The organism is Nocardioides baculatus (assembly GCF_016735675.1).
In the GTDB taxonomy this organism is placed as follows: domain Bacteria; phylum Actinomycetota; class Actinomycetes; order Propionibacteriales; family Nocardioidaceae; genus Nocardioides; species Nocardioides baculatus.
Map to the genome: position 1 here is coordinate 107,271 of NZ_JAERSG010000007.1, position 20,357 is coordinate 127,627.

20 protein-coding genes are annotated in these 20,357 nt (G+C 68.1%); 13 read left to right on the forward strand and 7 right to left on the reverse strand.

Annotated features, from left to right (window positions below; all coding sequences use genetic code 11):
• Positions 1-14: 14 nt before the first annotated feature.
• From JI751_RS19380 to JI751_RS19395, 4 genes are all read right to left on the reverse strand, one after another.
• A complete protein-coding gene (locus tag JI751_RS19380) occupies positions 15-914 on the reverse strand; it encodes a tyrosine-type recombinase/integrase (RefSeq protein WP_201940323.1) in 900 nt (299 codons plus the stop codon).
• A gap of 197 nt (positions 915-1,111) precedes the next feature.
• Positions 1,112-2,317 (reverse strand): hypothetical protein, encoded by a 1,206-nt coding sequence (locus JI751_RS19385; RefSeq protein WP_201940325.1) that lies wholly within the window; start codon positions 2,315-2,317, stop codon positions 1,112-1,114.
• A gap of 850 nt (positions 2,318-3,167) precedes the next feature.
• Positions 3,168-3,824 carry a hypothetical protein gene (locus tag JI751_RS19390; protein ID WP_201940327.1) on the reverse strand — a complete coding sequence of 219 codons (657 nt, stop codon included), beginning with the start codon at positions 3,822-3,824 and terminating at the stop codon, positions 3,168-3,170.
• 68 nt (positions 3,825-3,892) lie between these two features.
• Entirely contained in the window at positions 3,893-4,057 is a 165-nt protein-coding gene (locus JI751_RS19395) for a hypothetical protein (protein WP_201940329.1), read from the reverse strand.
• A gap of 581 nt (positions 4,058-4,638) precedes the next feature.
• Here JI751_RS19395 and JI751_RS19400 point away from each other — a divergent pair.
• Positions 4,639-5,772: a DNA cytosine methyltransferase gene (locus tag JI751_RS19400; RefSeq protein WP_307814391.1), complete on the forward strand. Its 1,134-nt coding sequence runs from the start codon at positions 4,639-4,641 to the stop codon at positions 5,770-5,772.
• Between the two features lie 2 nt (positions 5,773-5,774).
• Entirely contained in the window at positions 5,775-6,575 is an 801-nt protein-coding gene (locus JI751_RS19405; protein ID WP_201940330.1) for a GIY-YIG nuclease family protein, read from the forward strand.
• A gap of 335 nt (positions 6,576-6,910) precedes the next feature.
• Here the strand turns inward: JI751_RS19405 and JI751_RS19410 are convergent, their stop codons facing one another.
• Positions 6,911-8,575, reverse strand: coding sequence for a recombinase family protein (locus JI751_RS19410; RefSeq protein ID WP_201940333.1), 1,665 nt, complete (start codon positions 8,573-8,575; stop codon positions 6,911-6,913).
• Between the two features lie 114 nt (positions 8,576-8,689).
• Here JI751_RS19410 and JI751_RS19415 point away from each other — a divergent pair, with 114 nt between their 5' ends.
• Genes JI751_RS19415 through JI751_RS19445 form a run of 7 tightly spaced genes read left to right on the forward strand, consistent with a single transcriptional unit; the run spans position 8,690 to position 13,125 of the window.
• Positions 8,690-8,890 carry a hypothetical protein gene (locus tag JI751_RS19415; protein ID WP_201940335.1) on the forward strand — a complete coding sequence of 67 codons (201 nt, stop codon included), beginning with the start codon at positions 8,690-8,692 and terminating at the stop codon, positions 8,888-8,890.
• A 9-nt stretch (positions 8,891-8,899) separates the two neighbouring features.
• Complete coding sequence (locus tag JI751_RS19420; RefSeq protein ID WP_201940337.1) at positions 8,900-9,298, forward strand: TadE/TadG family type IV pilus assembly protein; 399 nt, start codon at positions 8,900-8,902, stop codon at positions 9,296-9,298.
• Entirely contained in the window at positions 9,295-9,753 is a 459-nt protein-coding gene (locus tag JI751_RS19425; RefSeq protein WP_201940339.1) for a hypothetical protein, read from the forward strand. The genes JI751_RS19420 and JI751_RS19425 overlap by 4 nt, the downstream gene beginning before the upstream one ends.
• A 38-nt stretch (positions 9,754-9,791) precedes the next feature.
• Complete coding sequence (locus tag JI751_RS19430; RefSeq protein ID WP_307814392.1) at positions 9,792-10,205, forward strand: pilus assembly protein TadG-related protein; 414 nt, start codon at positions 9,792-9,794, stop codon at positions 10,203-10,205.
• 60 nt (positions 10,206-10,265) lie between these two features.
• Complete coding sequence (locus JI751_RS19435) at positions 10,266-11,363, forward strand: hypothetical protein (RefSeq protein WP_201940340.1); 1,098 nt, start codon at positions 10,266-10,268, stop codon at positions 11,361-11,363.
• Positions 11,360-12,307: an ABC transporter ATP-binding protein gene (locus JI751_RS19440; RefSeq protein ID WP_201940341.1), complete on the forward strand. Its 948-nt coding sequence runs from the start codon at positions 11,360-11,362 to the stop codon at positions 12,305-12,307. Before JI751_RS19435 ends, JI751_RS19440 begins: the two co-directional genes overlap by 4 nt.
• On the forward strand, positions 12,304-13,125 hold the full coding sequence (locus tag JI751_RS19445) for an ABC transporter permease (RefSeq protein WP_201940342.1): 822 nt from the start codon (positions 12,304-12,306) through the stop codon (positions 13,123-13,125). The genes JI751_RS19440 and JI751_RS19445 overlap by 4 nt, the downstream gene beginning before the upstream one ends.
• 2 nt (positions 13,126-13,127) lie before the next feature.
• Here JI751_RS19445 and JI751_RS19450 read toward each other — a convergent pair whose 3' ends face one another.
• Positions 13,128-13,937, reverse strand: coding sequence for a lipase family alpha/beta hydrolase (locus tag JI751_RS19450; protein ID WP_201940343.1), 810 nt, complete (start codon positions 13,935-13,937; stop codon positions 13,128-13,130).
• 97 nt (positions 13,938-14,034) lie between these two features.
• On the opposite strand from JI751_RS19450, the gene JI751_RS19455 reads away from it, so the two are divergent.
• Entirely contained in the window at positions 14,035-14,529 is a 495-nt protein-coding gene (locus JI751_RS19455; RefSeq protein ID WP_201940344.1) for a pyridoxamine 5'-phosphate oxidase family protein, read from the forward strand.
• 71 nt (positions 14,530-14,600) lie between these two features.
• On the opposite strand, the gene JI751_RS19460 is transcribed toward JI751_RS19455, so the two are convergent.
• Positions 14,601-15,518 (reverse strand): LysR family transcriptional regulator, encoded by a 918-nt coding sequence (locus JI751_RS19460; protein ID WP_201940345.1) that lies wholly within the window; start codon positions 15,516-15,518, stop codon positions 14,601-14,603.
• Positions 15,519-15,614: 96 nt separating this feature from the next.
• Between JI751_RS19460 and JI751_RS19465 the strand changes: the two genes are divergently transcribed.
• From JI751_RS19465 to treY, 3 genes are all read left to right on the forward strand, one after another.
• Positions 15,615-15,791, forward strand: a complete 177-nt coding sequence (locus JI751_RS19465; protein ID WP_201940347.1) for a hypothetical protein — start codon at positions 15,615-15,617, stop codon at positions 15,789-15,791.
• Positions 15,792-15,886: 95 nt separating this feature from the next.
• The gene (glgX, locus tag JI751_RS19470; RefSeq protein ID WP_201940348.1) at positions 15,887-18,067 is read left to right on the forward strand and encodes a glycogen debranching protein GlgX; all 2,181 of its coding nucleotides are present in this window, start codon (positions 15,887-15,889) and stop codon (positions 18,065-18,067) included.
• Positions 18,064-20,355: a malto-oligosyltrehalose synthase gene (gene treY / locus JI751_RS19475; protein ID WP_201940350.1), complete on the forward strand. Its 2,292-nt coding sequence runs from the start codon at positions 18,064-18,066 to the stop codon at positions 20,353-20,355. Before glgX ends, treY begins: the two co-directional genes overlap by 4 nt.
• Positions 20,356-20,357 lie beyond the last annotated feature (2 nt).

Here is a 20,357-nt window from a genome sequence, read left to right on the forward strand (position 1 = left end):
ATCGTGCCACGGTTTCAGGGTCGAGCATCGATTAAGGCGGATGGCTCATTGTCCCCGCCCGACACCGGCCCCGAGAGAAATGCGACGAGCGAGTGCACGGCGTGGTCATCGAGACTCGTCCTGTTGCGGTCATAGTGCATGGTGGTTCGAGGGTCCGAGTGCCTAGCGAGGTCTTGAACCTTGCGAAGTGACGCTCCGGACTCCAGCGCGTTGGTGATGGAACTGTGACGCAACAGGTGTGGGGTGACACGGGTGGAGATGCCTGCTTGTCGAGCCAAGTAGCCGACGACCCGGTAGATCCCTCGCCGACATAGGGGCTGCTGGTCTTGTCCGCGGAGCAGTTGACCCTGTGTGCGGCCTTCAGCGGCCGCGTCGAGTGCGCGGAGTACCGGCACGGGAAGCGGCATGCGCGCAGGCACGTATCCCTTGCCGGTGAACTGCAGGATGCGATGTCCTCGGACCGTCTGTTGGTAGTCCTCGATCTGAATGGAGCACGCCTCACTTGATCGCAGGGCAAGGCACGCGAGGAGGTATGCGACGGCGCAGTCCCGCGCCGACCGCTCGGCTCCGGCGTCGAGGAGGGCGCGCATCTGTTGACGGTCGAGGCCGATCGTGTCCGTCACGCCTCTGGATAGCCGTGGTCGACGTGCCATGGCGGCGGGGTCCCTGGCAATTACCTCCTCGTTGTAGGCGAAGCGGTAATACCCGCGCACTGGGCACAGGGCCGTGTGGACGGTGGAGATCTTCTGGGCCAGATCTTCGTGGAGGTACTTGATGTAGGTCTCGATGTCGGTCCGTCTGACATGTAGCGGTTCCAGTGAGTTGTCGGAGCACCAGCGGAGCCAACGGTCCAGCTGGTAGGTGTAGGTCAAGAGCGTGTTGTTGGAGTAGGGCAGCAGGTAAGCGTCTCGCACTTGGCGAGCCTCGTTAGAAATGTGCATGAACTAGCAGGCAACGCGCGCCGCGCAAGCGCAAGGACCCAGACGACACCTGGGGCCTGCCGCGCAATCGCGACAGGCCCTAGGTGAGATCAGGACAGGGCCTGCCGAGCGATTCTCGGCAGGCCCCGCATACCTACTGCCTATTCAGCGGCCTTGGTTCTCTGGTGGACTCAGACGACGGGGGTAACAGTGGTGGATCGCAGGGTGGCACGCAGGTAGTGCGCGTGTGTTGCCTCGTAGCCAACCTTGTGTGCGTCCACGGGGCCGTCGTTGCTCATGGCCAGAAGAGTGCGGACCTCGCGGTCTTCCACAGGCACGGTGGTCTCCTCGGGAGAGACGCGGTCTAGGCGCTCGCAGAGGCCAACGCCTGGGAAGAACGCGCCGTCGCCGAGCGTCTTCAGGATGGCGTCGATCTCCTCAGAGCTGGTGCGTCCCTGCTTCTCCTTGTGCGTCTCGACCAGGACGGAGAGGTCGAGCACTAGAAGGCGCTCGCCCAGGTCGTCGACGTCGTTGGAGACCACGCTCGCCTCATGGTTGAGCACGGTTACGAAAGAGGTGCGATGTGCACCGTCGATCCGCGAGGCGGACGGCGTCTCGTCGTGGTAACGGCACGCGGCAGCGATGTCAGCCGTGACGGTCGCTCCAACGTTGCGGAGGCTCCACGGGTCGATCTTCGCGAGGAACGGCAGACCCGCAAGGCCAGAGTGAAGCTTGACGCGAATCTCCTCCAGCGCCCCGTGGTGTGACGAGCTGACATTGCCGACGATCTCCATGCCGACGCTGATGCCTGCGGCAGCCTTCTCCAGCCGGTCGGCCGAAAGGCTGGTGTAGAGGGCCCCTCGATACCAGCGAACCTTAACTACGCCGGTGGAGGAGATGCTGCCGTCCTTGTTGAGAGCCGTCGCGTCGGACTGGATCACCAGTGCAAGAGGAAGTTCCTCCTGTGCTGGCTTGTTGTTGCCGACGTCACGGAATGTGGTGACAACGGTCGCTCCCGGCAGGGCTGCGCGGACGACCTGAGCCAACACTTCGGCGGCGAGCTTGTCCACGGACACGACCGCCTTCTCGGCCTGTCGAGCCTTGGCCTGTGCTCCAGTGAGTCGCAGTTCTGCGCGCCGCAGAGCCGAGAAGGCCTCGGCGTGATCGGCGGCAGTGAACTCCTCGGAGAGCGCGGAGAACGAGTCCTCGATGTCCTCGAAGGCTGCCTCGGCGTTCCCGTGCTCGATCTCCGCGTCGGCTGCGGCGAACAGGGCATTCTCGCGAGTGATCTTGCTCAGCCGGTACTGCTCGATCGCCTCAGCTTCGCGGCTGGCGATCAGCTTTTCCAGCGTCGGGCTGACCGGGGGGGCGATGGTTGTCGTGGTCTGGGCTGTCATGGAACTCCTTATGTTCGATCTTGGGATGAGACAGCCCCCGTCGGATGGCGGGGGCCAGGTGGTGTGGTGGATCAGTCGTGCGTTCCGTGCCTGGGTCGTGTGCGGGCCTACGGGTGGGCGTCACGGCCCCCTGAGTGCTCGGGGTTCGCTGGGTGTCCCAGCGCGCTCCCCAAGAGCGCGTTATGGCCTCCGGGCGGACTGCCGGTCAGAAGCGGCCGTGAGCTGTGTAGTTGCCGCATGAGCGGACGCGGGCGTCGATAACGTGTTGTGCGACGGGGCTCACCTTCGTCCCGCATCGGCATCGACAGAGGACCTGTGTCGATCCGACTTGGGGGAGAGCCAGGACCGTCAGCCATCCGTACTCCGAGCCGACGGCGAGGTCCGCGAAGCCGATGCGTCTGATGTCGGGTTTCGATGGGGCCCACGGGAGTGAGTCGATCGCTCTTGGCATCCGCTCGCGTGGGATTCGCTCGTCAGGCATGGCGGGTCGACGAACTGCTGCCTTGTCCATCCAGATCGGGCGCTGAACGACACCGATCGTCGAGCGGGTGCTGCCTTGATGGTTGGTCGTGTTCATCTGAATCTCCTTCGTGCGTTGGTGAAAGATGCCGTGTCGGCGACAAGGCATGTAGCGATGTGGTCGCCGTGACTGCGCGTGAGTCAGCAGGACTCACGGACGGCAGCGGGCATGCTGGAGCTCGGGCGCTCCGCGCTGCCACCTCGATGGCTGGAGAGCAACCACCGGGGGCTGCATCGGCGAGGCGCATGCACCGGCGTTCGCAGCAGGGGGAAAGCCAGGACCAGAGCGAGCGCAGCGAGCGATGCTGGCTGGTGAGCCAGTCGCCTACGACTACCCCGAGTGGCGATGTGGGCGGCTGTACGACGATGACCTGTCGGTCGACAGGTACTCGCCAGTGAGGTGATCGAAGCCCTGCTCCTCGCTCTCGCGCCGGTGAGCGTTCTCGGCGTAGTCAGCGAACCTGCCTGCGGGCGTCCTACCTGAGAGCTGAACTACCTCTCCACCGCGAATGTCCGGGCCTTCTTCATCATCGAAGGGCGGGCACTCCAGCATGTTCCGCTGGAACTCGTCCTCATCTACTGCCGGTGAGCGGGATGGATGAGTAGTTGTTGTTTGAGTAGTTAACTGAGTAGTTGGTATGCCGTTATCGGCATCCACCCGAGTGCCGTTATCGGCATCCACCCGTATGCCGTTTTGGGCATCCGCTTCGATCGCCCGTGTGCCGTGGTTGGCATCTACCCTCCAGAGTCGAGGAGGCACCAAGGCGTACTCGTCAGCCGTGCGCGAGCCGAGCATGCCGCAGCTCACGCGGTCCAGCACGTTGAGCCGCCGCGCCTTCGCCAATGTGGTCGACACCGTGTGTGGCTTGCTGCCAGCCTCACGAGCGAGACGCTTGATACCGGGGTAGATCTTCCGTCCGGTATTGGTGTCGGCGTGGGTTGCAGCGGTGAGCAGAATCCCCATCTCGGTGGAGGTGAAGACCTTCACGGGCAGATTCACGCCGCGAACCGCGGTGAGCCACTCGAAGAGGATCGGGACACTCGCTGCCGGCGCTGTCACTTGTCTCGACCGCAACAGTTCATGTTCACCACGTCGAGCAAGGCGATGCCGCCAGCGATCTGACCAATCCTGTCGGCGTGAGCGTCCGTTTCACCGCCGATCGCCGCTTTCGAGCCGTCGATCTGCAGTACGGTCCCGTCGGCCTCCTGCTTGGTGCTCATGTTGTCTCCCCTCGGTTGTCCTGGTTGGTTGTTGATCCCTTCTGGTTGCCCGTGAGGGCATGACGAACTGCTCGCCAAACGAGCGAGGCCGTGAACGTGTCGTAGGACAGTTGTTACGCGGCGTCGCCAAGCAAGGCGTGCCTCCAAGCCGGAGGCTCGACCGATCTCGACTCCCTGACCTGACGACCGACCGCGAAACATCGTTGCTGGCGGATCGATGTACGTCTTCGGGGAGTGGTGGCCAATCTAGTGCTCAGTTGCGACACAAACCCTGACTCGCTTCGCACGACTTGCTCTAGTAAGCCGCAGGGACAGGAACGGTGACTCACAGACTGAGTCGACCGTTCACGCTCCCTCGGCGGTCAGAACAGAAACTTACCCAGTTGGTCGGACAGGAACCCGGCGTTGAGGTCGAGGGGAGGCCATCAAGACCGAATCTTGGTGTGAACCGCCTAGGACGATCGACGGCTGCGAGCTCGGTGTCGCCGACGCGGCCTCATGGCATCGAACAGGCGTTCTATCGGCGTGTGGTGCATCCCCGACGCTGAACCGGGCGATACGGTCGCCGTGTGTTGACGTCTGTGACCACCCCGACCTCTCTGACCGCCGCCGAGTTCTTCGCAGGTATCGGCCTCGTCAGAATGGGGATGCAGTCGGCCGGAATCGACGTGGTCTACGCGAACGACATCGAGCTGACGAAGCAGGAGATGTACGCCCAGCAGTTCGGGGCAGACGCGTCCGAGCACTTCGAACTGCGAGACATCGGCAAGGTAGCAGGCTCAGAACTGCCCCGAGTTGACCTGGCTTGGGCGTCCTTCCCTTGCACGGATCTGTCGCTAGCCGGCAACCGTAAGGGTCTCGAAGGCGTGCAGTCCGGAACTTTCTGGCACTTCACCCGCATCCTTCGCGAGATGGGTGATGAGCGTCCCGCAGTTGTCGCGCTAGAGAACGTCGTGGGGTTCGCGACGTCACACGGTGGAGCGGACCTCGTGGCCGCAATCCAAGAGTTGAACGACTTGGGCTACTCGGTGGATGTCCTCACCCTCGACGCGCGACGTTTCGTGCCGCAGTCCCGGCCGCGACTGTTCCTCGTCGGAGCGCTGGAGGCCCCTGAGGACGTTGCTGATGAGGGCAGTGAACTTCGCCCCGACTGGCTCCAGATCCCATACGGCGACCCGAATCTACGGATGCACCGTGCCAACATCCCCGCTCCTCCCGCACCTCTCACCAGCGGCTTGAAGGACGTGGTTCAGAAGCAGGGTGTGGAGTGGTGGGACTTCGAGCGCAGCACTCGCTTCATGGATTCACTCTCACCGTTCCAGGCGGAGCGCCTCGACGTGTTGAGGCGAAGTAAGACTGTCAGCTACCGCACGGCCTACCGCCGAACTCGGAACGGGGTAGCCGTGTGGGAGGTTCGCTCGGACGACATCGCGGGGTGTCTCCGAACTGCTCGCGGCGGGTCCTCCAAGCAAGCCGTCGTCCGAGCTGGGAACGGCAAGGTCAGCGTCCGGTGGATGACTCCGCTGGAGTACGCCCGCCTGATGGGGGCCGGCGACTACGACATCAACGGGATCCGTGCGAACCAGGTGCTGTTTGGTTTCGGCGACGCCGTGTGCGTTCCGGTCGTCTCCTGGCTTGCTGAGTCGTACCTTGTCCCGCTTGCGAAGGGTCAACTTGCCGCGAGTGCGGATGATCGTGCCCTGAAGGTTGTTTAGGCGTGGCTAGTACGAGTCGGCCACGCACTGTCGCAGTCAAGAAGAAGCCGAAGAAGAAGGATCTACCTGCCACGCTGGTGCGGGAGTTCAGGGCGCTCTTCGATGAGGCCAAGAAGTTCACCGACGACCAGGGTCGGAAGGTTACGTCGGCAAAGTGGGGTGTCTACGCCTTTTACGACTACGACGGGGAGCCCATCTATGTCGGTCAGACGAAGGAGAGCCTGTCCACTCGGCTGAATCGTCACCTGACCAATCAACGGACGGATGCAGTAGCTATGCGCATCCTCGATGTGTTCGAGGTGGCTGAGCTTGAAGTGTGGCCCCTTTGGGAGTTAGAGGACACGCCCGCGAAGCGGGACAACAAGGAGGCGTTCGCGAAGTCACAGCGGATCTTGGATGCGAACGAGTACGCCGCTTACCTGCAGGCCATTGCCAACAGCAAGTTCGGCGCGATTCTTAACGAGAAGATCCCGCCAGTATCCGAGCCGATCGAGCTTCCGACCCCATACAGATTCCCCTTGATCTCAGATGAGACAAGGGCGGAGCGCGGACATCCGGACGTGAGGATCGCACGGAGGGCCGAGACGATCTCGCGTCTCGCCGCAGTCGCCCACGAGCGGGGTGAGGTCTCCGCCGGCCTCCGTCGCGTCATCGTGATCCAGGCCGTTCGCCTGGCTTACAAGGCAGCAGAGCGATTCAAGTTCGCTGAGGGTGAGGACGCCCCAGATCCGAAGGCAATCTCGGTTGAGGGCTTGATCGGGTCAGTCCTGTACCCCACAGATGACGAGGGGACAGGCGACTAAGGGCCTGAGCTCAGTCCTGTGGCGGGGTGGCCTTTCTCGCCGCACGCAACCGCGCCTTCGTCGCTCGGGACTTCGCGTTGTGGGCCGCACGACATTCATCGCATCGGCATCCCACGTCGTATCTGTAGGAGCTTCCGTGTGCGGACGCGCTGTCGGCGAGGTGACCGGTCTCGCGCACCCTCTGCATGTAACGAGCGTGGTTCAGGCGATGGGCGTCGCGACACTCGTCGCAACGGCACCCGTGATTGCTGTAACCGTTCACAGTGCCGTGTCGCGGGTCGTCCGGCGGAAGCGGTTGCTTGGGCGTCACGGGGCGACATTCTAGGCCGGTCGGGTCAGGCGGCCTGACCCTTGCGCGTCCATCCGCTGGTCGGACGAGTCTCTCCTCGCACGTACCTCACCAACGGCGACAACTTGCCAGGCAGGCCAGCCGGCGATCGGTCGGTGTGTCCACGCTCCACGAGCCACTGGGCCGCCTTGGCGAGCGTCGTCACGCCCTCAGGCTGCTGATCGACCAGAAGGGCTGCTAGAGCGCTGTAGGCAGCAGCAGACGGGTCTAGAACGGTCTTGCTTCTGTCGTCCAGAGCCGGCCATGCGCGACCGCGCTTGTCGTGGATCTGCACCGTTACTTGCTGCCTGATGCTCACGTTCCGCTTTCGATTCTTGGGCCACAACTTGATCTCAGTCAGTTCCTCGAGCACCTTGCGCTGACCCCACATGTCGAGGGTGAGAAAGTGGCGCACATCCTCGCTTCGTAGGTCGCCTCCGGCTGCGAGTTCGGCTGCCTTCTCGATCTGCTCGTCAACCTCGACCAGTTGACCCTTCAGCACTTCGGACGCGGTCTCCAGTTGACCGTCAGTGAGAGTCCCGTTGGCCCATGTGGTCGCCAACATGTTGAGTCGGTCAGTCAGGCGTTGGCGGCGCGTCCAGAGGTCCTGCGGAACGGTCGCGTCGCGCTTGTCCGTGACGGTGCCCGGGAGGGTCAAGGCGACCGCGCTCGCGAACGCGCTTCGCACCAGGTCATCAGCGTCGGCTCGATCGGTGGCAATGTGATCGCCTGCCTGGTTTGTGCACTTGTAGACCTTCGACCCGTTGCTCGATCCAGCCTCTACCTTCCACCCACACTCACCGCAGGTCGCGACCCCGCTGAGCAGGTTGGCGGGCTTGTTCTTCAGAACCTTCTCTCCCTTCGTCCTAGATGGGTCCGTCAGCGTCGCTACGAGAAGGACGAAGGTCTCTTCGCTCAGAATGGCCTCCCACTGCCCCTTGCCGATCTGCACGCCTTTGTAGGTGGCGATCCCAGCGTTCCGCGGGTTGAGCAAGATGCTTCGCACGCTGTTGTGAGTCCATCCGTCCGTGTTCTTTCGGTTCCGCGCAGTGGGTACCTCCAGTGCCTTCCATCGGCGAACGATGCCCCGGAGCGGTGTCCCATTCAGCACGTCTTCGGCTGCCTGTCTAACCAAGGCAGCCTCCTCTTCAACCACCTGACCGTCGAGCGTGTATCCGAAGGCTCGGAAGCCTGTCTTCCACGGCAGCCCCTTGGCTGCTCGCTGCTGGTTTGCGCGCTTCTGACGAGCGCCCTTGCGGCGAACTTCGGCCCCCGCAACAGCAGTGAGGATCTCTGCAATGAGACGTCCCGTATCGGTCGATAGATCGATGTCGCCGCTCACGGTTGCGATAACCAAGTTCTTCTCTTCTGCGAGGGTCAAGAGAGTCTGTAGATCAGCCATCGACCGGGTTAGGCGGTCAATGTGCCACGCGAGGATGACGTCAGCCTCCCCCCGCTCCACTCGGTCAAGGACGCGAAGCCAACCAGGTCGCTTTTTGCCACCGGTAGCTGAGATCGAGATGTCCTGCTCGATGCCGACCACTTCCCAGCGTCGGAGGTCTGCCAACTTCCGGCAGTCCTCCTCTTGGCGCTGATTGGCGATGCCCTCCCCGGTGTCGTCTCGGGAGATACGCGTGTAGATGAGCGCCCTTTTGGGGGCCGGAGAGGTCATGTTTCTCAAAATACCCCAAATGAGCAGTAGATCTTCGCCTTCTATCCCGGCGTGCTCGGCCTGCGCCTCACCACGCCCTGACCTGATCCACCACAGCCAACGAAAGGACCGCACATGCCTCTGCCGATCTCGGGACTGCTCGAACGCCTCGGCGTCCTGCTCGCCACCGACCGCTCGCGCGACGACCGGGGTGACGTGCCCGGCTGGGTGATGGTCACCCTGATGACGGCCATCGTCGTCGCTGCGCTGACGCCGTTCGTCGGTGACGAGCTGCGCAACCTGCTCGTGCGGGCCTTCTCGATGGTGAGCGGCTGAGGCTCTCCCATGTCCCGTCGCGCCCGCGTCGACGAGCGCGGGGCCGCAGTCGTCGACTTCGTGCTGGTGCTGCTGGTCCTGCTGCCGTTGGTGCTCGGCATCCTCCAGCTCGCCCTCGTGCTCCACGTGCGCAACACCCTGGCGTCCGCGGCGTCCGAGGGTGCTCGCTACGCGGCGGTCGGCGGCTCGTCCGCGCCGGCGGGGGAGCAGAAGGTGCAGGAGCTCGTCGACGGTGCCCTGTCGCAGGACTTCGTCCGAACGGTCAGCGTGCAGCCCGCGTCCGTCGGCGGCGCGCCGGGCTACGTCGCGGTGGTGGAGGCCGAGGTCAGCGTCCTCGGCATCGGTGGCACCGGGATGCTCATCCGCGTGACCGGCCACGCCGTCGCCGAGCAGGCGGTGGCCCGGTGAAGGACCGGCACGAGCGCGACGAGCAGGGCTCCGCGCTCATCGAGTTCAGCTGGCTGGCGATCATCCTGATCGTCCCGCTGATCTGGGTCGTGATCTCGGTCTTCGAGGTCCAGCAGGGAGCCTTCGCGACGAGCGCTGCTGCGCGCGCGGCCGGACGGGCGTACGCCCTCGCTCCCGACGACGCCACCGGCGAGGCTCGCGCGATCGCCGCGGTCCAGCAGGTGCTCGCCGACCAGGGCGCGACCGGACAACAGGCGACGGTGACGGTCACCTGCGACGCCCCCGCCGACAACTGCCACGTCGGCACCTCCGTCATCACCGTCACCGTCGACTCCGGTGTCGACCTGCCGTTCTTCCCCGCGATCTTCGACACCGGGTCCGCGTCCTTCTCGCTCGACGCGACGCACACGGTGCCCATCGGGCAGTACGTCGAGAGCGCGCCGGAGGACGAGTGAGCCAGCACGTTCTAAGAAGGCACAGCGAGCAGGGACAGGTGACGCTGCTGATCATCGGATTCGCAGGCATCCTGCTGATGGCGATCGTCGTGGTGGTCGACGCGTCGGCGGCGTACCTCCAGCGGCAGGGGCTCGACAACCTCGCTGACGGTGCCGCGCTCTACGGCGCCGACCTCGGGTCGGCCGCGATCTACGAGCAGGGCCTCGGTGACTCGCGCCTGGTCCAGCAGGAGGAGGCGGTCGAGCAGGCCGTCCGCGACTACCTCGCCCGGGCGGACGCCGGCGCGCGGTTTCCCGGCATCGACGTCGGCGTGCGCGTCGACCCGGCCGGTCGGTCCGTCACCGTGCGGCTCGAGGCGCCGCTCGACCTGCCGCTGACCATCCCGGGCTCACCGAGCAACCCGACGGTGGGCGCGAGCAGCACGGCTGCGGTCACCCTCGTTGTGCGGTGATGGTGGTGCAGCAGCCGCACCACAGCCACCACACAGGGGCCGCGGGTAGCGTCGGGAGGCATGACGCGACTGGGACGCTGGTGTGCGGTCGCGGTGGCCGCGTCCCTGCTCGTCGTGGCGCCCCTGGTCGGACGGTGGCTGCCCGCCGGCAGCGCCGACGCAGGTCCTGAGGAGCTGCTCGCCACAGCGCGGGCGGCGGTGGACCGGCCGTGGTCCGGGTCCGCCGAGACCGAGGGCACCCTGCAGCTGCCCGACGCCGACCGCTTCGGGACCGTCACCGCCCTCTTCGGTGAGCGCACCGACCTGCGGGTCTGGTGGCGCGACCGCGAGCACTGGCGCGTCGACCGCCTCCTCCTCACCGGCGAGACCGACCAGGTGCGCGACGGCGACACGACGGTCGAGTGGAGCTACGAGCGCGGCGAGGCGTCGTACAGCCGCGAGCCCGACCTCCGCCTGCCCCGTCCCGCCGACCTGGTCCCGCCGGTGCTCACCGAGCGGCTGCTGCGCGGCGTCGGCCCCGCCGACGTGACCGTGCTCCCGTCGCGGCGCCTGGCGGGGGAGAGCGCCGCCGGCCTGCGCGTACGCCCACCGTCGCCGCTGTCGAGCATCGACCACGTCGACCTCTGGGTCGGGGAGGACTCCGACCTGCCGCTGCTCGTCGAGGTGTACGCCGACGGCGAGGCGCGACCGTCGTTCACCAGCCGCTTCTCCGACGTCTCCACCGAGCCGCCCGGCGACGACGTGCTCGACTTCGAGCCCACGCCGAGCACCGACGTCGAGCGCGACGACGTCCTCGACATCGCCGACGCCGCCAACCAGTACGCCCCGGTCCGGCCGCCGGCGACGGCCGCCGGGCTGGCGCTCGGGCCCGCGTCCGACGGCGCCGTCGGTGTCTACGGCGAGGGCACCGCCCAGGTCATCGCGATCCCGCTGCGCGACCGCGAGGCCGGCGCGCTCCGCGAGCAGATGGCGATCACCCCGGGCGTCGAGCAGGACTCCGAGCGCACCGTGGTGACGCTCGGACCGCTCGGCGTGCTGCTGACCGGCGCCGACGGCGACGGCGGGTGGCTGCTGGCCGGCACCCTCACCCGCGACGCGCTGGAGCAGGCGGGTCGCGACGTCTCGACCGGGTTCGTCTTCGTCGAGGACCGCCGATGAGCAGCAGCGCGAGCGTGATCCGCACCGACGGGCTCACCAAGAAGTTCGGCCGGGTCACCGCCGTCGACGCGGTGGGCCTCGACGTCCGCGAGGGCGACGTCTACGGGTTCCTCGGCGCCAACGGGTCCGGCAAGACCACCACGGTGCGGATGCTGCTCGGCCTGGTCCTCGCCACCTCCGGCAGCATCGAGGTGCTGGGCGAGCCGATGCCCGCCTCCGGACGCGACGTGCTGACCCGGGTGGGCGCGCTCGTCGAGGGCCCGGCGGCCTACCCCCACCTCTCCGGTCGCGCCAACCTCGCCCTCCTCGACTCCGCCGGCCCCGACGGGCCACGCCGCACCCGCGACCGCAGGATCGAGGAGTCGCTGGAGCGGGTGGGGCTGGCCCAGGTGGACCGGCGGCCGGTGCGGGCGTACTCCCTCGGCATGCGCCAGCGCCTCGGCCTGGCCGGCGCTCTCCTGCGCCGACCGCGGCTACTGGTGCTCGACGAGCCGACCAACGGCCTCGACCCGCAGGGCATCAACGAGATCCGCCGCCTGCTGCTCGAGCTCAACCGCGAGGGCACGACCGTGTTCCTCTCCAGCCACCTGCTCGGCGAGATCGAGCAGCTCTGCACCCGTGTCGGGGTGCTCGACGGCGGCCGGCTGGTGCTCCAGGACGAGATGGACGCCCTGCGCGGGCCGACCGGTCGCACCGAGGTGCGCACCCCCGACCCGGCCCGGGCCCGCGAGGTGCTCGCGTCGATCACCGACGTCGACGTGGAGCCGGCAGACGACGGCCTGCTGGTGCGCGGGCTCGATCCGGCCGACCTCAACGACCGGCTGGTCTCCGCGGGTGTACGGGTCAGCGGCCTCGCGCCCGAGCGACGCCGGCTCGAGGACGTGGTGCTCGCCGCGACCACGTCGGGCACCGACCGCTTCGGCCGTGAGGGGGAGCGCCCGTGATCCGCGCCGAGCTCACCAAGCTGCTCCGCAACCGCCGCACGTGGGGCACCATCGCGATCATCAACGCCCTGCCCACCCTCGTGGCGGTCCTGCTCGCGATCACCGACCTGGGGCCGCGCCCGGGCACGGGGCCGGCCTTCCTCGCCGCGGTGCTCACGGACGGCACGCTCTTCCCGCTGGCGGCGCTCGCGATGGTGCTGCCGCTCTTCCTGCCCATCGCCGTGGCGCTGACGGCCGGAGAGGCGATCGCGGGGGAGGCGCAGCAGGGCACGCTGCGCTACCTGCTCGTCCGCCCGGTCGGGCGCACCCGCCTGCTCGTCGCCAAGCTCGTGGCGGTGATGGCGTTCGTCGTCGTCACCGTGCTGGTCGTCGCCGTCGTGGCGTACGTCGTCGGCGTGGCCCTGCTCGGCGACCAGACGGTGACGGTGACCGGCCCGACGACGAGCGTGTCCGGCACGCCGATGTCGACCCCCGAGCTGGTCGGGCGCACCGCGCTCGCCTTCGGCTACGCGATGCTCTGCATGCTCGGCGTCGCCGCCGTCGCGCTCTTCCTCTCCACCCTCGCGCGCACGCCCCTCGGTGCGGCGATGGGCGCGATGACCCTGCTGGTCGCCTCGACGCTGCTGCTCACCCTCGACGCCGCGCAGGCACTGCACCCCTACCTCCTGACGCGGCACTGGCTGGCCTTCGTCGACCTCTTCCGCGACCCGATCCGGTGGGACGACGTGGTGCGCGGCGTGCTGGTGCAGGGGGCCTACGTCGTGGTGTTCCTGGGTGCCGCGTGGGCGAGCTTCACCACCAAGGACATCACCGACTGAGCTCAGGACCCGCCGCACACCTCGGGGCCCGGCTCGGTGGGCAAACCGGTGCCGATCGCGGCCTCCACCATCGCTGCGATCTCGGGCGCCCGCGGCACGTCGGGGTGGCCGACCTGCAGGCCGGGGCACACGTCCTGGACGGCGTACGCCAGTGCGCCGTCGAGCCGACCCGACGTGGGCGGCACGACGGTCTTGTCGTCCTCGGTCCAGAGCGCCACCCAGGCCGGGCCCTCGGGCGTCTCGTTGCCGGCGTTGAGACCACGCAGCAGGTCGGAGTCGGGGGCGAGCTGTCGGCAGGCCTCGGGACACGTGTCGGAGCCGAAGGACAGGGCCAACGCCGCGAGGTCGGTGCCGTGGTGCGGTGAGGACAGCGTGACGGCCCGTCGCACGGTCGAGCCGCCGCCGAGGTCGGCGACGTAGAGCCGGAGCACCACGCCGCCCGCGGAGTAGCCGACCACGTCCACCGACGGCGCGCCGGTGTCCGCCAGCGCCTCGTCGACCGCGCGGCCCAGGTCGGCGGCTCGCTCGCGGAGGTCGCCGGTCGCGGCACCCGCAGCCGGTACGACGCGCACGTCGCGTCCGTCGGACCGGAGTCGCTCGGCCAGCACCTCCAGCCCGCTCGTCGAGCCGCCGTACCCGGGCACGAGGAGCACCGGGCCCGGCTCGTCCTGCGCGACCGGGTCGACGTCCGGTCCGCGAGTCACCACGACCAGCACGACCGCGCCGACGAGCGCGATCGCCACGAGGGTGACGACGGCGAGCACCAGGCGCCGGCGCGCCGGGGCGAGCGAGGAGAGGACGCGCACAGCCACGTCGACCAGTGTGCCCCGGGTGCCGCGACGGACGGCATGCCCCGGCGCGGGTGGGGTACGGCACGAGCAACCGATGCCGACACGAGGGAGACCCACCATGAGCGACGACCAGGACGGCCGCCGGACAGTCATCGAGCTCGTGGAGCGCGCCGACTCGGCGATGCTCACCACGATGACCGCGGACGGCGACCACGTGAGCCGGCCGATGGCCGTGCAGGAGGCCGAGTTCGACGGGGACCTGTGGTTCTTCACCTACGACGACTCCGCCAAGGCGACCCAGATCGCCCAGCACCCCAAGGTCAACGTGGCGATCGCGAACGAGAAGAAGAGCGAGTGGGTCTCGATCGCCGGTAGCGCGGAGGTCGTCCACGACCGCGCCAAGGCCGAGGAGCTGTGGGCCAAGCCGCTCGAGGCGTGGTTCCCCGACGGTCTCGACACCGACGGCCTCGCGCTGATCAAGGTGCACGCGGACTCCGCGGAGTACTGGGACGCGGCGACGAGCAAGGTGCGACAGCTCATCGGCATGGCGCGCGCCATCAGGAACGACGACCCCGACGAGTTCCCGGCGGAGAACCGCACCGTCGACCTCTGAGGATTGCGGGCATCGTGCTCGTTGCGCGGTGACTGTGGTGCGGCATCCGCACCACAGCCACCGCACAACCCTCAGACCGGTTCGGCGATCGACCGGATGTGCCGCGTGGCGATCTCGATCAGCACCTGGGCAGCGGGGGAGAGCACGGCGCCGCGGCGGTGCACGATCGCCATCACGTCGTACTGCTTCGGGCGCAGCGACACCCAGCCGACGTTGGGTGCGAGGCGGGGGACGAGCTGCTCGGCGGCGGCGCGCGGGATGACCGAGTCGCCGAGCCCTCGGCCGACGAGGTCGACCGAGATCTCCGCCTCCTCGACCTCGATGCGCGTCTGCGGGTTGTGGCCGGCCTCGTGGAGGAAGCGGCGCAGCAGGATCCGGACGGAGTCGCTGGAGCGCCACGTCGTCTCCGGCATGATCAGGGACGCCCTGGCCAGGCGGGCCGCGGTCACCGGTGACCTGAGTCGCGAGGGGTCGGCGGAGATGTAGACGAGCTCGTCGCGGGCGACCGGGGTGACCGTCATCCCTTCGCTCTCGACGCTGGTCGCCGCGATCAGTGCGGCCTCGAGGTGCCCACGCCGCAGCTGCTCCTGTACCTCGTTGGAGTGCTGGCCGATCAGCTCGACCCGCACCCCGGGGTAGCGCTCGAGGACGTCGGCGACGATCTGCGCGCCGGCGTAGAGCCGGGCCGCGCCGAACATCCCGAACCGGATCGTCCCGCTCTCCAGCGACACCGCGCTCTGCACCGCTCGTCGCGCCTCCTCGGACGCGGCGATCGCCTGCTCGGCGTACGGCCGCAGCGTGTCGGCCAGCGTGGTCGGTACGACTCCGCGCCCGACCCGGCGGAAGAGCGGCACACCGAGGGTCTTCTCCAGGGCGCGGACCTGCTCGGACACCGACGGCTGCGCGTAGCCGAGCTCCTCGGCGGCCGCGGTCAATGACCCGTGCTCGTACGTCGCCAGGAAGCAGCGCAGCTGGTGCAGCGAAAGCATAGGAATCTCCTTGGGAAGCCGCTGGAAAGCGAGGCTACCCCTAGAGGCTCGACGTCGAGATGATGGCCGTACGCCAACCGATCCGAGGAGGTCACGATGTTCGACAACAACTGCCAGGTCTGCGCCACGCGAGTGCTCATCTTCGAGAGCCAGGTCTCGTCCGTGGCCAACACCGCCGCCGGCATCGAGGTGCGGTTCACCTGCTGGTGCGGCACCGAGCAGACCCAGGTCACCGGCCGGGTCACCCGCCGGCGCGAGCCCGTCGCCGCCTGAGCCCCTCGAGGTGGGCCGGTGACGATGGTCACCGGCATCACCTACCGGGGTGGACGAATCGTCAACCACCCCTGGGTCGCCGGTAGCGTCGAGCCATGACGGAAACCTGGCCGGGCACGGCGTACCCCCTCGGCGCGACGTTCGACGGCAGCGGCACCAACTTCGCGATCTTCAGCGAGGTGGCGGAGCGCGTGGAGCTGTGCCTGTTCGACCCCGACCCCGACAACGCCGGCCAGTTCGTCGAGACGAAGCTCGAGGTCACCGAGGTCGACGCCTACGTGTGGCACTGCTACATCCCGACCGTGCAGCCGGGGCAGCGCTACGGCTACCGCGTCCACGGCCCGTGGGACCCCGAGAAGGGCCTGCGCTGCAACCCGGCCAAGCTGCTCCTCGACCCCTACGCCAAGGCGACCAGCGGCGAGATCGAGTGGGACCAGTCGCTGTTCTCCTACAACTTCGGTGAGGAGGACTCGAAGAACGAGGACGACTCCGCGGCCCATATGACGCACGGCGTGGTCATCAACCCGTTCTTCGACTGGGAGGGCGACCGCCGCCTCTCCATCCCCTACAACGAGTCCTTCATCTACGAGGCGCACGTCAAGGGCCTCACGCAGCTGCACCCGGACGTGCCGGAGGAGCAGCGCGGGACCTACGCCGGGCTCGCGCACCCGTCGGTCACCGCCCACCTGCAGAAGCTCGGCGTCACCGCGATCGAGCTGATGCCGGTGCACCAGTTCATCCAGGACTCCACGCTGCTCGACCAGGGCCTGCGCAACTACTGGGGCTACAACACCCTCGGCTTCTTCGCGCCCCACGCCGACTACTCCGCCAGCGGCCTCGGCCAGCAGGTGCAGGAGTTCAAGGCGATGGTGAAGGCGATGCACGTTGCCGGCATCGAGGTCATCCTCGACGTGGTTTACAACCACACGGCCGAGGGCAACCACCTCGGCCCGACGCTGAGCTTCAAGGGCATCGACAACGCGGCCTACTACCGCCTCGTCGAGGACGACCAGCGCTACTACATGGACTACACCGGCACGGGCAACACCCTCAACGTGCGCCACCCGCACTCGGTCCAGCTGATCATGGACTCGCTGCGCTACTGGGTGACCGAGATGCACGTCGACGGCTTCCGCTTCGACCTCGCCGCCACGCTCGCCCGCGAGTTCTACGACGTCGACAAGCTCTCCACCTTCTTCGAGATGGTGCAGCAGGACCCGGTCGTCAGCCAGGTGAAGCTGATCGCCGAGCCGTGGGACATCGGCCCCGGCGGCTACCAGGTCGGCGGCTTCCCGCCGCAGTGGACCGAGTGGAACGGCGACTACCGCGACACCGTGCGCGACTTCTGGCGCGGCGAGCCCTCGCTCGGCGACTTCGCCTCGCGCCTCTCGGGCTCCTCGGACCTCTACGAGCACTCCGGCCGGCGCCCGTTCGCCTCCATCAACTTCGTCACCGCCCACGACGGCTTCACGCTGCGCGACCTGGTGTCGTACAACGAGAAGCACAACGAGGCCAACGGTGAGGACAACAACGACGGCGAGAGCCACAACCGCTCGTGGAACCACGGTGTCGAGGGCCCGACCGACGACGCCGAGATCCTCGAGGCGCGCGCTCGCGAGCAGCGCAACTTCATCGCCACGCTCCTGCTCAGCCAGGGCGTGCCGATGCTGCTGCACGGCGACGAGCTCAGCCGCACCCAGGACGGCAACAACAACACGTACGCCCAGGACAGCGAGATCAGCTGGGTCCACTGGGACGACGCCGACAAGCCGCTCATCGAGTTCACCGCCGCGGTCGCCAAGCTGCGTGCCGAGCACCCGACCTTCCACCGCAAGCGCTTCTTCACCGGCAACACGGTGCGCACCGGTGACGGCGAGCGGCTCAACGACATCGTCTGGCTCGACCTCGACGGCGAGCCGATGGAGGACGGTGACTGGGAGGGCGGCAAGGCCATCGGGATGTACCTCAACGGCAACGGCATCGCCGGCAAGGACGCCCGTGGCGCGACCATCACCGACGACCACTTCCTCCTCTACTTCAACGCCGACGGCCCGGCGCAGGTGACCCTGCCGACGGAGGAGTACGCCGCCGCGTGGGACGTCGTCATCGACACCGGCGGCAACGCCGACGCCGACCCGACCTACGAGGCCGGGTCGACCTTCGACCTGACCACCCACACGCTCGTGGTGCTGCGCGAGCACTCCGCGCCGACGGCGACCCCCGACCACTCGGTCGCGGCATCGCTGGCAGCCAGGACGGGTACGGAGACCGCGTGACCGACCCCGCCAGCGCCCGTCGTACGCCGCGCAGCACCTACCGGCTGCAGGTCAGCCAGGACTTCACGCTGCACGAGGCCGCGCGGGTGCTGCCCTACCTCCACGACCTCGGGGTGGACTGGGTCTACCTGTCGCCGCTGCTGGCCTCCGAGCCCGGCAGCACGCACGGCTACGACGTGGTCGCCTTCGACCACATCGACGAGGAGCGCGGCGGCGAGGCAGGGCTGGCGGCGGTCTCGGCCGAGGCGAGGCGCCTCGGCATGGGCGTGCTCGTCGACATCGTGCCCAACCACGTCGGCGTCGCCACCCCGTCCGAGGACCCGTGGTGGTGGGACGTCCTCAAGCTCGGCCGCGAGTCCGAGCACGCCAACGCCTTCGACGTCGACTGGGCCGCCGGCGACGGCCGGATCGTGATCCCGGTCATCGGTGACGACGACGAGGACGCGATCACGGTTGTCCCGTCCGGATCAGGGGGCGAGGTCCGCTACCACGACCAGCGCTTCCCGCTCGCGCCCGGCACGAGCACCCTCGAGGAGCAGCACTACGAGCTGGTCAACTGGCGTACGGCCGACGAGGGGCTCAACTACCGCCGGTTCTTCGCGGTCAACACGCTCGCCGCCGTCCGCGTCGAGGACCCCGAGGTGTTCGCCGAGACGCACGTCGAGATCAAGCGGTGGTTCGACGAGGGCCTCGTCGACGGACTGCGGGTCGACCACCCCGACGGACTCCGCGACCCCCAGCGCTACCTCGACGACCTCGCCGCGCTCACCGGCGGCGCCTACGTGCTGGTCGAGAAGATCCTCGAGCCGGGGGAGGAGCTGCTCGCCAGCTGGGCCACCGCCGGCACGACGGGGTACGACGCCCTCGCCCTGATTGACCGCGTCCTCACCGACCCAGCCGGCGAGGCGCCACTGACGGCCCTCGAGGACCGGCTTCGTGGCGCGCCGGTCGACTGGCACGAGATGGTGCGGACGAACAAGCGAGCGGTCGCCGACGGCATCCTCCACTCCGAGGTCCTGCGGATCACGCGGGAGGTCGGTCGGGTCGCCGAGGAGGCCGACGAAGACTCCGTGGCCGACGCGATCGGCGAGCTCCTCGCCTGCTTCCCGGTCTACCGCTCCTACCTCCCCGAGGGCCGCGACCACCTCGACCAGGCTTTCGCCGCCGCACGATCGAGTCGTCCCGAGCTCGCGACGACCTTCGACCTGCTCGAGCCGGTCCTGAACGACGAGTGGGGCCAGCCGGCCCGGCGCTTCCAGCAGACCTCCGGCATGGTGATGGCCAAGGGCGTCGAGGACTGCTCGTTCTACCAGTGGTCGCGGCTCACCTCGCTCAACGAGGTCGGCGGCGACCCGTCGGTCTTCGCGGTCGGCGTCGACGACTTCCACGACGCGATGGCCGCGCGCCAGCGCGACTGGCCCGACGCGATGGTCACGCTGTCGACCCACGACACCAAGCGCGGCGAGGACGTCCGCGCCCGCATCACCGTCCTCGCGGAGGAGCCCGGTGCGTGGGAGCAGGCGCTCGACGAGCTGCTCCGGCTCGCACCCGTCCCCGACCCGGGCTTCGGGTCGCTGCTGTGGCAGGCCGTCCTCGGTGCGTGGACGCCCGACCACTTGCCCGACCTGCGGGGTCGGCTGCACGGCTACGCCGAGAAGGCGATGCGCGAGGCCGGCGACCGGACGACGTGGACCGAGCCCGACGAGGCGTACGAGGCACAGGTGCACGCCGCCGTCGACGCGGTCTTCGACGACGAGGCCGTCCGCGACGTGCTGCTCGGTCTCGCGAACCGCGTCGACCAGCCCGCGCAGGCCAACTCGCTCGCGGCCAAGCTGCTCGCGATCACCATCCCCGGCGTGCCCGACGTCTACCAGGGCAGCGAGCTCTGGGAGACCGCGCTCGTCGACCCCGACAACCGTCGTCCCGTCGACTTCGACCACCGCGCCGCCGTGCTCGCCGGCACCGCCGAGGACGACGCCGCCGCCAAGCTCCACGTCACCTGCTCGGCCCTGACCCTGCGTCGCGACCGGCCCGAGCTGTTCACCTCCTACATGCCGATCGCTGCGTCCGGTGCGGCCGCCGGCCACGTGGTGGCGTACGACCGAGGTGGCGCGATCACCGTCGTCACCCGCCTGCCCGTCGGCCAGGCCGCGAGCGGCTGGGGCGACACCACGCTCGACCTGCCCGAGGGCCACTGGCACGACGTGCTGACCGGCCTCGACACCGACGGCCGGCTGGCCGATCTCCTCGCGACGCATCCCGTCGCGCTGCTGGTGAGGAAGGACTGACC

Excerpts from the sequence above, each read along its gene's own strand:
- JI751_RS19385 (WP_201940325.1), bottom strand. The coding sequence starts at position 2,317 with ATGACAGCCCAGACCACGACAACCATCGCCCCCCCGGTCAGCCCGACG.
- JI751_RS19395 (WP_201940329.1), bottom strand. The coding sequence starts at position 4,057 with ATGAGCACCAAGCAGGAGGCCGACGGGACCGTACTGCAGATCGACGGC.
- JI751_RS19410 (WP_201940333.1), bottom strand. The coding sequence starts at position 8,575 with ATGACCTCTCCGGCCCCCAAAAGGGCGCTCATCTACACGCGTATCTCC.
- JI751_RS19415 (WP_201940335.1), top strand. The coding sequence starts at position 8,690 with ATGCCTCTGCCGATCTCGGGACTGCTCGAACGCCTCGGCGTCCTGCTC.
- JI751_RS19420 (WP_201940337.1), top strand. The coding sequence starts at position 8,900 with ATGTCCCGTCGCGCCCGCGTCGACGAGCGCGGGGCCGCAGTCGTCGAC.
- JI751_RS19435 (WP_201940340.1), top strand. The coding sequence starts at position 10,266 with ATGACGCGACTGGGACGCTGGTGTGCGGTCGCGGTGGCCGCGTCCCTG.
- JI751_RS19440 (WP_201940341.1), top strand. The coding sequence starts at position 11,360 with ATGAGCAGCAGCGCGAGCGTGATCCGCACCGACGGGCTCACCAAGAAG.
- JI751_RS19455 (WP_201940344.1), top strand. The coding sequence starts at position 14,035 with ATGAGCGACGACCAGGACGGCCGCCGGACAGTCATCGAGCTCGTGGAG.
- JI751_RS19460 (WP_201940345.1), bottom strand. The coding sequence starts at position 15,518 with ATGCTTTCGCTGCACCAGCTGCGCTGCTTCCTGGCGACGTACGAGCAC.
- JI751_RS19465 (WP_201940347.1), top strand. The coding sequence starts at position 15,615 with ATGTTCGACAACAACTGCCAGGTCTGCGCCACGCGAGTGCTCATCTTC.
- glgX (WP_201940348.1), top strand. The coding sequence starts at position 15,887 with ATGACGGAAACCTGGCCGGGCACGGCGTACCCCCTCGGCGCGACGTTC.